Source organism: Pseudomonas sp. WS 5146, from assembly GCF_012985495.1.
Lineage (GTDB): Bacteria > Pseudomonadota > Gammaproteobacteria > Pseudomonadales > Pseudomonadaceae > Aquipseudomonas > Aquipseudomonas edaphica.
This window is the reverse complement of record NZ_JAAQWL010000003.1, coordinates 399,031-411,643: the sequence shown is the minus strand read 5'-3', so window position 1 is coordinate 411,643 and position 12,613 is coordinate 399,031. Positions and strand designations below refer to the sequence as shown.

General features: G+C 60.7%; 12 protein-coding genes and 1 tRNA gene. 7 read left to right on the top strand and 6 right to left on the bottom strand.

The window, feature by feature from the left end:
- Positions 1–36: 36 nt before the first annotated feature.
- Positions 37–480, top strand: a complete 444-nt coding sequence (locus HBO41_RS10710; protein ID WP_169986151.1) for an anti-virulence regulator CigR family protein — start codon at positions 37–39, stop codon at positions 478–480.
- Between the two features lie 58 nt (positions 481–538).
- Here HBO41_RS10710 and HBO41_RS10705 read toward each other — a convergent pair whose 3' ends face one another.
- The gene (locus tag HBO41_RS10705; protein ID WP_017138850.1) at positions 539–949 is read right to left on the bottom strand and encodes a VOC family protein; all 411 of its coding nucleotides are present in this window, start codon (positions 947–949) and stop codon (positions 539–541) included.
- A gap of 263 nt (positions 950–1,212) precedes the next feature.
- On the opposite strand from HBO41_RS10705, the gene HBO41_RS10700 reads away from it, so the two are divergent.
- From HBO41_RS10700 to HBO41_RS10685, 4 genes are all read left to right on the top strand, one after another.
- Positions 1,213–1,299, top strand: a tRNA-Leu gene (locus HBO41_RS10700).
- A gap of 376 nt (positions 1,300–1,675) precedes the next feature.
- Positions 1,676–4,507: a xanthine dehydrogenase family protein molybdopterin-binding subunit gene (locus tag HBO41_RS10695; RefSeq protein WP_099549711.1), complete on the top strand. Its 2,832-nt coding sequence runs from the start codon at positions 1,676–1,678 to the stop codon at positions 4,505–4,507.
- Positions 4,500–5,039 (top strand): (2Fe-2S)-binding protein, encoded by a 540-nt coding sequence (locus HBO41_RS10690; RefSeq protein WP_017138848.1) that lies wholly within the window; start codon positions 4,500–4,502, stop codon positions 5,037–5,039. The genes HBO41_RS10695 and HBO41_RS10690 overlap by 8 nt, the downstream gene beginning before the upstream one ends.
- Before the next feature lie 2 nt (positions 5,040–5,041).
- Positions 5,042–6,277, top strand: coding sequence for a cytochrome c (locus tag HBO41_RS10685; RefSeq protein ID WP_169986149.1), 1,236 nt, complete (start codon positions 5,042–5,044; stop codon positions 6,275–6,277).
- 65 nt (positions 6,278–6,342) lie between these two features.
- Here HBO41_RS10685 and HBO41_RS10680 read toward each other — a convergent pair whose 3' ends face one another.
- The gene (locus HBO41_RS10680) at positions 6,343–6,624 is read right to left on the bottom strand and encodes a hypothetical protein (RefSeq protein WP_017138846.1); all 282 of its coding nucleotides are present in this window, start codon (positions 6,622–6,624) and stop codon (positions 6,343–6,345) included.
- Between the two features lie 184 nt (positions 6,625–6,808).
- On the opposite strand from HBO41_RS10680, the gene HBO41_RS10675 reads away from it, so the two are divergent.
- Positions 6,809–7,267, top strand: a complete 459-nt coding sequence (locus HBO41_RS10675; RefSeq protein WP_169986147.1) for a GFA family protein — start codon at positions 6,809–6,811, stop codon at positions 7,265–7,267.
- 2 nt (positions 7,268–7,269) lie between these two features.
- Here the strand turns inward: HBO41_RS10675 and HBO41_RS10670 are convergent, their stop codons facing one another.
- Positions 7,270–7,797 (bottom strand): DinB family protein, encoded by a 528-nt coding sequence (locus HBO41_RS10670; RefSeq protein ID WP_099549714.1) that lies wholly within the window; start codon positions 7,795–7,797, stop codon positions 7,270–7,272.
- A 122-nt stretch (positions 7,798–7,919) separates the two neighbouring features.
- On the opposite strand from HBO41_RS10670, the gene HBO41_RS10665 reads away from it, so the two are divergent.
- Positions 7,920–8,636, top strand: coding sequence for a tellurite resistance TerB family protein (locus HBO41_RS10665; protein ID WP_099549715.1), 717 nt, complete (start codon positions 7,920–7,922; stop codon positions 8,634–8,636).
- Here the strand turns inward: HBO41_RS10665 and HBO41_RS10660 are convergent.
- The 3 genes from HBO41_RS10660 to mgtA form a co-directional block, all read right to left on the bottom strand.
- Positions 8,633–9,454 (bottom strand): hypothetical protein, encoded by an 822-nt coding sequence (locus tag HBO41_RS10660; protein WP_169986145.1) that lies wholly within the window; start codon positions 9,452–9,454, stop codon positions 8,633–8,635. The genes HBO41_RS10665 and HBO41_RS10660 overlap by 4 nt on opposite strands.
- A gap of 18 nt (positions 9,455–9,472) precedes the next feature.
- A complete protein-coding gene (locus HBO41_RS10655; protein ID WP_026013827.1) occupies positions 9,473–9,820 on the bottom strand; it encodes a DUF2493 domain-containing protein in 348 nt (115 codons plus the stop codon).
- A 65-nt stretch (positions 9,821–9,885) separates the two neighbouring features.
- Positions 9,886–12,600 carry a magnesium-translocating P-type ATPase gene (mgtA, locus tag HBO41_RS10650; protein ID WP_099549717.1) on the bottom strand — a complete coding sequence of 905 codons (2,715 nt, stop codon included), beginning with the start codon at positions 12,598–12,600 and terminating at the stop codon, positions 9,886–9,888.
- Positions 12,601–12,613: the final 13 nt, after the last annotated feature.

Below are 12,613 nucleotides of genomic sequence, written 5' to 3'. Positions count from 1 at the left end.
TATTCAAAAGGGCAGTCCCTTCTGGAGTGAATGATCATGTTCAAATCTCGCTCGTTGGTAGTCGTCATCACTTGCATTGCCCTGGTCGCGGGCTCGGCGACGGCGTTGGCTGATCCTGGTAACGGGAAGGGGCAAGGCCATGGCAACGGCAACGGCAACGGCCATGGGGGGCAGGGCAAGAAGGGCAAAGGCGGCGATTCGCAATATGCTCCCAGCATTGATCGAGGCAGCGTGCTAGGCGTGCTGGGTGGCTATCGTGATTATTGGCGGCCTGGCCCATCACTGCCACCTGGCATACAAAAGAACCTCGCTCGAGGAAAGCCGCTGCCTCCAGGGATCGCAAAAAAACTGGACGGCCGATTACTCGGCAGGCTGCCTCATTACGACGGCTACGAATGGCAGCAGGCAGGCACGGATTTGATCCTCGTGGCAATTGCTTCCGGGATCATCTACGAAGTGCTTAACGGCGCTTTTGACTAGTGCGCTGAAAGCCTGGCGCACGATAAACGTATCGTTCGCCGCCCTCTAAGCAACCAGACTAAATGGCAGGGCCCTTCAGCTCGATCCGGTTGTCATCCGGATCGTTGAAGTAAATCGACCAGCCTGTTCCGTCTGCGCCATAGCGCTTCTGCGCCTTTTCCGCAAACACACCCGCCTCAGCCAAGTGGTTGAGAATCGCGGACTCATCAAAAGGCTCAACCCTGAGGCAAACGTGATCGACGTTATGCCTCTGCTTGCCCGCCGGCTCCCCACCCTCACGGCCGATCGACCCGTTCACATCGACCAGGTCAATCAGGGACGTCCCGGCACTCAGGTGGATCATGCCGAGGTCGTCACGGCGTTTTTTGACCTCACAGCCCAGTACCGAGGTGTAAAACGCCAGGCTGCGGGTGATGTCTTTCACGCGTAAAACAACATGATCTATATGTTGGATTGAAAAGGTGCGCATTGCGATCATTCCTGTTTGATCATTGGTTTTGGTGTCGCCAAAGTCTTCAACTTAGCTGATTCTGGAAAACGAGTGCTGCATTTAACCCGTGGCATCGGCCCAGGACGGTCACCCAACCCGCTTGGTGCAATGCCAGGTTGGCTGCGTAGATCACTGATCTGACAAGGTTTTTCAGCTCAGGAAGAGCACGATAAAGGTGCGCCTCGACCTTGCATCCAAGCGCCGGGGTCTATATATTCCCAACCCTGCAACATCGCGCTACCGCCCGAATGGCGAAACTGGTAGACGCATGGGACTTAAAATCCCCCGCTCGTAAGGGCGTCCCGGTTCGATTCCGGGTTCGGGCACCATAGATATCAAGGGCTTGCATGATTTTTCATGCGAGCCCTTTTTCGTTTGTGCTCCCCCAAATTAGAAAACTCCACCGCTCGTTTTGTCGGCATGACCTGTTTGCCGATCCTTTTGCGTGTGTAGCCATCCTGACATTCCCCTGATCCTTCGCGACCTTTGCTTTTACTCAGAGCAAAGCGGCAACGCGTTGATTCTTTGTTCGGTTTTTGTAACAGATTGTTTGCGGCAGGCGCAGAAACCTATAAAGTTAACCTTTCGGTCAGCTTTGCACTGTCAACTCCAGCCTTTTGTTTCCAGCGAAAGCGCTCCTGCAAGGATCGAGACCCCCAGAACATAACTAAAAGGGCGGACCCATAACCGCCCAGAGGATGATCCATGTCCAACCGTGATATCTCCCGGCGCTCGTTCCTTCAGGGCGGGCTGGTGGCGGGTGTGAGCGTGACGCTTACACCGCTCAGCACCCAGGCGCTGGCTGCCTTGATGGAAAACAGCGTGACCGTGCCGTCCGAGCAATGGCTGGGCAACAACGGCAAGGCGCGCTCGCGTAACGACGCCTTGTCCAAGGTCTGCGGCAGCAAAGTCTTTGCCCGCGACATCCGCGCCAAGGACATGCCGGGCTGGCCGCAGCAGCAGGGCCACGCCATGTTGCTGAAAACAACCAAGGCCGATCGCATCTACGCCGGCTACGATCTGTCGTGGCTCGGTGCCGATTTGCAGCCTGACCGCATTGTGACCGCCGCCGACCTGGACAAGGACGGTATCGTCTTCCCGGAAGAACACGCGCCGGATCCGCTGCTGCCGGAAGGCAAGGTGCCGATGTTCATCGGTCACCCTGTGGCGATCCTGATCTGGAACGACTTCGAGCGTTTCCGCCAGGCCAAGGCCAAACTCAAATTCAATGACAAAGCCATCCGTTACGGCGCCCAGGTGCCGTACTACGAACGTGACCCATACGGCAGCTTCCGCTACGTGCGCGTCGGCGGTGCGACCTCGGCGGACGAGGATGAATTCGCCAGCCTCAAGGATTCGATCCTGTTCCCCATGCTGAAAAACCGTCGCCCGGTGTGGAATTCCCAGCCGGACCTGCACGGCAACCTGACCGAGCGCGGGCTGTTTTACGCCGACCGGATGCAGCAGCAAATCGACGCGCCGCCCGACAACTGGCTGGTGTTCGACGAGCGCTACAAAACCCCGTCGATTGAACCGGCGGCGATGGAACCGGACAATGGCAACGGCTGGTACGACCCGGCCACCAAAACCTTGCACTTTGTCGTCGCGACTCAGTGCCCGCTGGAAGCCGCCACCGAAACCGCAAAAATGATCGCGCCATCGCGCTTCGGCCTGGCGAACCTGAACATGCACCCGGGCTACACCGTTGGTTACGGTTCCAAGGACCACAACATTTTTGTCTACTACGCAGCCCTCGCCGCGTTGTATGGCGCCGGTGTCCCGGTGCGCCTGGCCAACGACCGCTATGAGCAGTTCCAGAGTGGCATCAAGCGTCACCCGTTCGACATCCGCTACCAATTGGCGGTGGACAAGAACGATCACAGTTTCCAGATTTTTCGCGCCGAGATGAACGTCGATGGCGGCGGGCGGATCAACTACAGCCCTTCGGTGGCGGCGGTTGGCGCCACGGCAGCGCAGTCGATCTACTACATGCCGCAGAACGATTTGCAGGTCACGGCCTACCATTCCCGCGCGGTTGAAGCGGGTTCGATGCGCGGTTACGGCACCCTGCAGAGCATGGCCTCGACCGAGATGATGGTCGACGAAATCGCCGGGCGTCTGGGCATCGACGCCATCGACCTGCGCAAGAAAAACGCCATGCTCTCGGGCATGAAAAACACCCAGGGCGCGGTGCCGGCCGGGGCGTTGCGCTTACACGAGATTCTCGACAAAGCGGCTGCCCACGACGTCTGGAAAAACCGCGACCAAATCAAAAAGACGCGCGAAGCCGCTGACCCGGATAACTGGTATGGCGTGGGTTTTGCCATCTGCCAGAAAGACTTCGGCACCGGTTCCGAGGCGCCGATGGCCAGCATCGAATTCACCGCCGAAGGCCACGTGACGTTGCGCCATATCGGCATTGAAATCGGCACCGGCATGTCCACCTCGCAAGCGCTGGTGGTGGCGGATTTCATCGGCATTCCGGCCACGCAAGTGAAGACCGGCGAAACCGAATGGGAAGAGTTGCAACTGATCACGGGCGGCAACCCTTACGTCATGAGCCAGGCCGAGCAGGATGGTTTTTTGCGCAACCCACGTTGGGTCGGCAAACTGGCGTCGGCCTCGTCGGCGACCAATTCTGCGTATTACTTCAGCCACGCCACCCGTGAAGCCTCTCGGGTGCTGTTCAACCACGGCCTGTGGCCGGCGGCGTTGCAGATCTGGGGCCAAGGCCCTTACGGCGGCCAGGCCAACCCGTATGTGGTGCGCCGCGAAGACGCGCATTGGGTTGACGGCAAGCTCACCGCCAATGGCATGCAGCCGCTGAGTTTTGCGCAATTGGCCAAACATGCCCACGAAAAAGGCCTGGTGACCGGCGCTACCGTGCACGGCTTCAACCGCTGGAGCTGGGCCGAGGCCGATTACAGCATCGACGGCGTGCGTGAACGCCTGCCGCTCGACGGTCTGGCCGTGAAGTACGGCGACGGCGCGCCGAAGGCGAAACTGGCGCAAATGACCAGCAACGGTTTCCACCTGCTGGATCGCCAGAACGTCCACTACCCGGACACCCAGTTGAACAACGCGGCGGTGACTTACTACAGCCCGGTCGCGACGCTGGTGGAATTGAAAGTGAACAAGGGCTCCGCCGACGTGCAAGTGCTCAACCATCACTCGTGGGTCGAGTGCGGTCGGGTGCTGGTAGAGGAGCTGGTCAAGGGGCAGCTCGAAGGCGGGATCGCCATGGGCATTGGCCATGCGTTGATGGAAGAGATGCCGCTGTACGAAGGCGGGCCGGGCGAGGGGGACTGGAATTTCAACCGTTACCGTTTGCCGATGGCCCGCCACGTTGCGGTGTGGAACCAGACGGCCGAAATCCTGGCGCCGCTGTCGCCGAGCGACCCGTCCAAGGGCATTGCCGAAGTGGTGATGATCCCGATTGTCGGCGCCATCGGTAACGCCGTGGCCCACGCCATCGGCAAACGTGTCCGCGACCTGCCCATCACTTCTGCGCGCATCAAGGAGGCCCTCAATGGCTAACCGTCCGTTTCAACTGACCCTCAACGGTCAATCCGTCGGCCCGGTGGACATCCCTGATGACCTGCCGATGATCGATTACCTGCACGAATACAAAAACCTCACTGGCTCGCGCCTCGGCTGCGGCCAGGGCATTTGCCACGCCTGTGTGGTGATCGTCGACAACCCGGACGGCACCAGCGAAGAAGTGCGCACCTGCATCACGGGGGCACACTATTTCGAAGGCAAAAAAGTCCGCACCATCGAAGGCCACGCAACCCGCGACGATCAGGGTAAAGTCACTGAGCTGAACCCGATCCAGCAGCGTTTTGTCGATGAATTCGCCTTCCAGTGCAGCTACTGCGCGCCGGGTTTCGTCAATGCCGCGACCGTGCTGGTCGAGAAGCTGCAGCGTCAGCCCATCGTCAAAAGCCAGCTGGAAAAAGTCATTGAGGACAGCCTCGGCCACCACATATGCCGCTGCACCGGCTACGTGCGTTACTACAACGCGACCCGCAACGTGCTGACCGATCTCGGCCTGGTCAAGGAGGGTTAAGCATGAAGCAACTACTTTCCCGTCTTGCGCTGGCGGTTGGCCTGGCTACGCCGGTGTTGTTGGCGCACGCGGATGATCAAGTCAAACGCGGCGAATACCTCGCCCGCGCCGCTGACTGCATGGCCTGCCACACCGCACCGGGTGGCGCACCGTTTGCAGGCGGTCTGCCGATCATTTCGCCGTTCGGCACCATCTATGGCACCAACATCACCCCGAGCAAAGAGCACGGCATTGGCCTGTACACCGATGACGAATTCTTCGCCGCGCTCACTGAAGGCAAACGCCGGGACGGCGCGAATCTGTACCCGGCGATGCCGTACACCTCGTACCACTTGATGCCCCGTGCAGATTCGGACGCGATCCATGCGTACCTGAAAACCATCGAGCCTATCGAGCGTGCGGCGCCGGTTACCCGCCTGAGCTTTCCATTCAACGTGCGTCTGGGCCTGATGGGCTGGAACATGCTCTACGGCAAGGATGTAAAACTTGCCCCGACCGAGGGCAAAAGTGAAGCATTCCAGCGTGGCCAATACATGGTCGAGGTGCTCGGCCACTGCGGCGAATGCCACACGCCACGCGGGTTGCCCGGCGCAATGCAGCAGGATAAACGCCTGACCGGCGGCCTGCTCAATGGCTATCTGGCACCCAGCCTGTTGGCCAATGACCTGGCCGCTCGCGGCTGGAATCATCAGGACCTGAGCACGTTCCTCAAGCACGGCATGAGTGCCCAGGGCACGATTTTCAATGAGATGTTCCCGGTGTTCCACAACAGCACCCAGGGCCTGAGCGATCCGGACCTGGCCGCCATGGCGACTTTCCTGCTGGGCGATCAACCGCCGGTGGCCAAGGTGCTGAGCGAGACGTCGCTGGACGCCATGAGCCCAAGCGCCCAACGCGGCCGCCAGGACTATCTGAACGTCTGCGCCGGTTGCCACGCGCCGAACGGCGAGGGCAAGCCGCACATCGCGGTGGCCATGCGCGGCAACACCACGCTGCGCCTGGAAGACCCGCGCAACCTGCTGCGGGTGATCGAGGACGGCATCGGCGAGCAGCAATTCACCGGGTTCGAGCGCATGCAACCGATGCCGGGCTTTGCCGACAAGCTCAATCACCAACAGCTGACCGACCTGCTCAACTATCTGCGCCAGGGTTGGGGTGGCCAGTCGAGGGAGCTGGCGGTCAGCGACGTGCAGAAGTTGCAGGCCGATGCACCGCCAGCCGAGCACACGGCGCACTGACACCTAGCATCTGCTGCAGGAACCCGATGGGAACCGGGTTAATCTGTTTTCAACGCCTGAACAGCTCAGACAAATGGCTGCCCACTGAAACCGCGTGGCAGGCGCTGCAGCCCAGGCAAGTCGGTGAGGCGTTGCGTCCAGGCACTGCGCCAGTCAACGGCAGTATGGGTTTTCGCTTTGCGCGCGGAGCGGCGGGCAGCGTTGCGCTGGGTGCGGCGCGCTTCTTTGTAGGCGTCGGTATTGCGGCAGGTGCGGCATTTGACTCGGTTCAGCTCGGTGCTGGACGTGAGGTTGGTGCCGTGATGGCCGCAAGCCAGATGCCCGGCGACCTTGAAGTGAGTGACCATGTAAGCGTCTCCTTCTTATGGGGGTACGCGCGGCCATAAAGCAGCGGCGGCGCGTGGGCAGGGCGCGGGCAAACAACCCCGCGCCCTCAGGGTTGTGACCTCGCAGGCGGCGCGGCGTTCGGTTTTATTCCGGGGGCAGTTCACGTTACCCTGCGGTGCCAACAATCATGAAAAGGAGTGAGTGATGAGCGTCGAAACCTTGCCGCTGGAAGGCAGTTGTCGTTGTAGCCGGGTGCGTTTCAGTGTGAGTTTGCCGCCGGTAATCACCATGGCGTGCCATTGCAACGGCTGCCAGAAGATGACCGCCAGTGCGTTTTCCCTTAGCGCGTTGATTCCGGCCGCAGGCTTCACCGTGACCCAGGGTTGCCCGGTGATAGGTGGCTTGCACGGCGTGGACCGCCATTATTGCTGCCCGCACTGCATGAGCTGGCTGTTTACGCGCCCCCATGGCATCGATGAGTTCGTCAATGTGCGCGCAACCTTGCTGGATAACGCCCGCGATTACGTGCCGTTCATGGAAACCTGGACCAGCGAAAAACTGCCTTGGGCCGCGACGCCGGCGCTCGAAAGCTTCGCGCAACTGCCCGAGCCGCAGGACTTCCCGCGCTTGATGCAGGCTTACGCCACCTTCAGTGCCCGCTGAGTTCAATCAATCAGGGCCAGCAAGTCGGTATCACCGACGTCCACGCCCGCCTGGGTCAGCAACGTGGTTGCCTGGCCTCGGTGGTGGGTCTGGTGGTTGAAAAAATGCACCAGCAGCGCGAAGAACGGCTTGTGGTTCGCCACGCCGCGCATGTTGTGGTACTGCAAGCGCTGGTCCAGATCGGGCTCGCGCAGGCTGTTAGCCCAGTCGATGATCAGTTGGTCCAGCCAGGTGCGGCGGGCCGCCAGCTCGCGCAGGTTGGCGAAAGCCAGTTGCTTCAAGTCAGAGGGCGTGGCAATCGACGTTAATGGCGCCAGCCGGGCAAAGCCTGCCGGATGCTCGGCAAATCGCTTGAGCCACACCGTGTCCCCCAGCGTCAGGTGATTGAGTGTGCCGAGGATCGAGCCGAAGAACGCCTGCCGGTCCGTGGTCAGCTCTGCGTCGGTAAGCTGGCTGGCGGCGGCATAGACTTTGCGGTTCATCCACTGGTTGTAGTCAGCCATCAACACTATGTGCTCAAGACGGTTCACAAGGTTTCTCCTTCAACGTGGTGAGGCCATCATAAGGCGTGCCCGCTCGGCGGTCTTGGTGTTCCTGCGCAGGCGGGGTATGGTTGTTGAACGCCAATATTACGCTGCGGGAGAGTGACACCATGAATACCGGCAATTTACTGGAACAACTGCTGCGTGCCAGCCAGCAAGGCGGCGGCTCAGGCGGTGCGCAGGGCGGTGGGCTCGGCGGCCTGGGTGGCTTGCTGGGCGGCCTGTTGAACAGCTCCGCCAGCGGCACCAACGCTTCGGCAGGCGGTGGGCTGGGTGGTTTATTAGGTGGCCTGGGCGGATTGTTGGGCGGTGCACCTGCAAGTGGCACCCCCCAAACGCGCTCCGGTGGGATGAACTACGCAGCATTGGCCTCCTTGGGCATGGCGGCTTTCCAGGCCTACCAGGCCTGGCAACGCCAGCAGGCCAGCGCACCGCAGCAAGCCATCCAGACGGTTGACCAGCTTGATGGTCAGGAAGCTGAAGCTCATAGCCATGCGGTGTTACGCGCTCTGATTGCGGCAGCGAAGGCCGACGGCAGTATCGATGACAACGAGAAGCAAATGATCTCAGCCGAGATAGGCCGCCATACCGACGACCCTCAATTGCAGCAGTGGCTCGACGAAGAAGTCGCCAAGCCGCTGAACGCCGCCGATTTTGCCGAATATGCCGGTGACGGGGCGATGGCGGCCGAGGTCTACCTGGCCAGCGTGATGCTGGTCAATGACCAGGCGCCGAAGGAACGCAGCTATCTAGACGAATTGGCGGCGCAGTTGCGACTCGAACCAGAGTTGCAACTACACCTGGAGCAGCAAGCTAAAAAACCTTAAAAACGCACGGTCGCGCCGGTGGTCAACCATTGGTTGTGATCACCGGTGAGGCTCTGCCAGACCACCACATCCACATCCACCAGCTTGCCCACATGGAACCGCGGCCCGGCCTGCCAAGCCTGGTCGCCGCCTTCCTGGCCGTAGCGCTCCCCGATCAGCGTGAGCGCGTCTGCCAACTGGTACTCAAAGCCTGCACCCCACGTCAGGCGGTGGTTTTGTTCACCGCCATTATAGGCATGGGTCCAGCCGCCATTGAGGCTCAGGCGCAATGCCTGCACCGGTTGCCAGGTCAACGGTACATTAAAGTCCGCGCCGTCGAATGCATGCTGGCGGTCCAGGGCAAAGTGGCTGGTGGCAGACACCGCGATTTGCAGCCCCAACGCCTCCTGCGACCACACTTGGGCCTTTACCTGCGGGCTGATTTGCGTCTCGGCTTCCCCCGCATTGCTGGCGCGCGACAGTGCTGCACTCCATTCCACGGCAGGTAGCGCGCTGAAGGTACACGCCGGGTTAAGCGTCTGGTTATGAATGTTGCCTTGATGCCGGTTGGCGGTGTACCAGGCGTCGACGCTGCACTCGCCCGGATCGTTGATCCCGCCGTCGTCGACCACGTAGGAGCCGCCGGCCGCCTGGGCTTTTGAAAACAGCGCGATCAGTAAAATAAGGCCCAGTGTGGTGCCGATAAAGATCAGGTTACGTTGCAGCGCGCGGCGCTTGGCCGGTGGCAGCAACAGCAGGGTGTGGCGAGCGCCGCGATAATGGCGCGCGCGATATTTGGCAAACCCGTCGTGACGTTCAGGGCTGTGTTTTTTGTGCATGATGCACCTCGCTTGAATTCAGCTTTCTACGGTCAGCACCGAAATGCCGCTGGCTTTGGCCTGGCAGACCAGCTCCGAGGTGTCGTCACCACCCGGCAGGGCGATGATCACGTCGGGGCGGCTGTCGGCGAGCATGAAATGGTTGCGCTGGCGTTCCGCCTGCTTGCCGTGGCGTTGCCAATTGGGCGGGTAGCGCACCACGTCGATGCTCATTTCCCGCGCCCATTCCTCGATGTCGCTGCCCAGGAACTGGTTGCCGCCGTGTATCAATACCTGTACCGGGCGCAAGCGGTGGTAGGCGTCCAGCACTTGGCGGGTCTTTTTGGTGTCGGCGTAATGACGACCTGCACAGATCAGGATGCGCATAGTCAGGGTCCTTGTGATGCACGGTGGCGATCGGGCGACCGCCACCGTTTAAACGGCGGGGGTGATCAGTACCACTGCTTGAAGCGGCGGATGTAGATCGTTTTCATCAGTTGGGCCACGCAGCAGTAGGCGAGCAGGGTACCGACCAGCCATGGGAAGTACGCCAGCGGCAGCGGCTCCAGGCCCACCAGGGTGCCCAGCGGCGAGAACGGCACGTAGATCCCCAGGCAGATGACGATGGTGGTCATCATCAACACCGGCCAGGCAGCCGTGCTCTGAAAGAACGGGATCTTGCGGGTGCGCAACATATGCACCACCAGGGTTTGCGAGAGCAGGCCCTCGATAAACCAGCCGGACTGGAACAGGGTTTGCATTTCCACGCTGTTGGCGCTGAACACGTACCACATCAGCGCAAAGGTGGTGATGTCGAAGATCGACGAGGTCGGCCCGATCCAGATCATGAAGCGGCCGATGTTTTTCGCATCCCACTTGCGCGGTTTGGCCAGGTATTCCTTGTCCATCTTGTCCCACGGCAAGGCCAGCTGGGAGATGTCGTACATCAGGTTTTGCAGCAGCAGGTGAATCGCCAGCATCGGCATGAACGGGATGAACGCACTGGCCACCAGCACCGAGAACACGTTGCCGAAGTTGGAGCTGGCGGTCATGTTCAGGTACTTCATGATGTTGCCGAAGGTTTCGCGGCCCTTGAGCACGCCTTCTTCCAGCACCATCAGGCTCTTTTCCAGCAGGATGATATCGGCCGATTCCTTGGCGATATCGGTGCCGCTGTCCACCGAGATACCCACATCGGCATCACGCAGCGCCGGGGCATCGTTGATGCCGTCGCCGAGGAAGCCCACGGTGTGGCCGTTGGCTTGCAAGGCTTTGAGTACGCGGGACTTCTGCAGTGGCGTGAGCTTGGCAAACACTGTGCGTTCTTCGACGCGGCGCAGCAGGGTGGCGTCGTCCATCGCTTCGATTTCCACACCCAGCAGCGGCTGGCCGGGTTCGAGGCCGACCTGTCGGCAGATCTTGCTGGTGACCACAGCGTTGTCGCCGGTCAACACTTTTACCGCTACGCCGATTTGTTGCAGTGCGGCAATCGCCGGGCCTGCGGTTTCCTTGGGTGGATCAAGGAAGGTCAGGAAACCCTGGATCACCAGGTTGCGCTCATCGGCGGTGGTGTACTGCTGGCGCGCCATGGATTTAGGGATATTGCGGGTCGCCACCACCAAGACGCGGAAGCCGTCTTCGTTGTAGTCGTTGGCCAATGCCAACAGTTCTTCACGACGTTGATCATCCAGCGGCACGGCGGTGCCACCTTCGAGCATGTGCGTGGAGATGCTCAACATCTCTTCTACGGCGCCCTTGCACACCAGCAACTGGTCGCCGGCCGTGTCGCGCACCACAATCGACAAGCGACGGCGTACGAAGTCGAACGGCAGTTCATCGACCTTGCTGTAGGCCAGTGGCAACTGGAACTTGGGGTTCTGCTCCGAGAACTGCACCACGGCCTGGTCCATCAGGTTCTTCATGCCGCTCTGGTGGAAGCTGTTGAGCCAGGCCAGGGACAGCACTGCGTCATCACGCTGGCCGAAGGCGTTGACGTGATGCTCAAGGATGATCTTGTCCTGGGTCAGCGTGCCGGTCTTGTCGGTGCACAACACGTCCATCGAACCGAAGTTCTGGATCGCATTGAGGCGCTTGACCACCACTTTGCGCTTGGCCATGGCGGTAGCCCCCTTGGCCAGGTTGGCGCTGACGATCATCGGCAGCATTTCCGGGGTCAGGCCCACGGCCACCGCCAGGGCAAACAGGAAGGCATCGCCCCAGTCACCCTTGGAGAAGCCATTGAGGAAGAACACGATCGGCACCATCACCAGCATGAAGCGGATCAACAGCCAGCTGACGCTGTTCACCCCACGGTCGAAGGCGGTTTGCACGCGGGAGCCGACAATTGCCTTGGCCAGGGAGCCGAAGTAAGTGCGCGGCCCGGTAGCGACCACCACGGCCTTGGCGCGACCGCTGACCACGTTGGTGCCCATGAAGCAGATGTTCGGCAGGTCCAGCAGGTTGCCTTGGTCGGCCGCCAGTGTAGAGGCGGATTTTTGCGTGACATCGCCCAGGGTGTCGTACTTCTCTACCGGCAAGGCTTCGCCGGTCAGCACGGCCTGGCTGATAAACAGGTCGCGGGATTCGATCAGGCGGATATCGGCCGGAATCATGTCGCCGGCAGACAGCTGCACGATGTCACCGGCGACCAGGTCGCGCATCGGCACTTCGCGCAGGATCGGCTGGCTGCCGACTTGCTCGCGGCGCAATACGGTGGCGGTGGTGCGCACCATGGCTTTGAGGGCTTCGGCGGATTTGGCCGAGCGGTGCTCCTGCCAGAAACGCAGCAGGCTGCTGAGCAGCACCATGGTCATGATGATGATGACCTTGGTCAAATCCACTTCTTCACCGGCCTGCAATGGTAACCAGTAGTCAGTGACAAAGCTGATCCCGGCGAGCGTCAGCAGTACATAGATGAACGGGTTGTTCAGTGCCTGCAGGAACTGGACGATGGCGTGAGGCGGCTTGTCGTGGGCCACTTCGTTGTAGCCTTCGCGTTGCAGACGTGCCGAAGCGTCCAGTTCGGTCAGGCCGTCCTGGGTGGCGCGGACGTTGGCCATAGTAGCCGACAGGCCGTTCTGGGCTTCACGGGCGGCACGCATCGACAGTTTGGTGTCGGTGTCGGTGCCATTCTTTTTGTGCAGAGGCGTGTTTTTTACGGCGCTCATTGTCTGTACTCCT

Excerpts from the sequence above, each read along its gene's own strand:
- HBO41_RS10660 (WP_169986145.1), bottom strand. The coding sequence starts at position 9,454 with ATGCACAAAAAACACAGCCCTGAACGTCACGACGGGTTTGCCAAATAT.
- HBO41_RS10705 (WP_017138850.1), bottom strand. The coding sequence starts at position 949 with ATGCGCACCTTTTCAATCCAACATATAGATCATGTTGTTTTACGCGTG.
- HBO41_RS10695 (WP_099549711.1), top strand. The coding sequence starts at position 1,676 with ATGTCCAACCGTGATATCTCCCGGCGCTCGTTCCTTCAGGGCGGGCTG.
- HBO41_RS10675 (WP_169986147.1), top strand. The coding sequence starts at position 6,809 with ATGAGCGTCGAAACCTTGCCGCTGGAAGGCAGTTGTCGTTGTAGCCGG.
- HBO41_RS10685 (WP_169986149.1), top strand. The coding sequence starts at position 5,042 with ATGAAGCAACTACTTTCCCGTCTTGCGCTGGCGGTTGGCCTGGCTACG.
- HBO41_RS10710 (WP_169986151.1), top strand. The coding sequence starts at position 37 with ATGTTCAAATCTCGCTCGTTGGTAGTCGTCATCACTTGCATTGCCCTG.
- HBO41_RS10680 (WP_017138846.1), bottom strand. The coding sequence starts at position 6,624 with ATGGTCACTCACTTCAAGGTCGCCGGGCATCTGGCTTGCGGCCATCAC.
- mgtA (WP_099549717.1), bottom strand. The coding sequence starts at position 12,600 with ATGAGCGCCGTAAAAAACACGCCTCTGCACAAAAAGAATGGCACCGAC.
- HBO41_RS10655 (WP_026013827.1), bottom strand. The coding sequence starts at position 9,820 with ATGCGCATCCTGATCTGTGCAGGTCGTCATTACGCCGACACCAAAAAG.
- HBO41_RS10690 (WP_017138848.1), top strand. The coding sequence starts at position 4,500 with ATGGCTAACCGTCCGTTTCAACTGACCCTCAACGGTCAATCCGTCGGC.
- HBO41_RS10665 (WP_099549715.1), top strand. The coding sequence starts at position 7,920 with ATGAATACCGGCAATTTACTGGAACAACTGCTGCGTGCCAGCCAGCAA.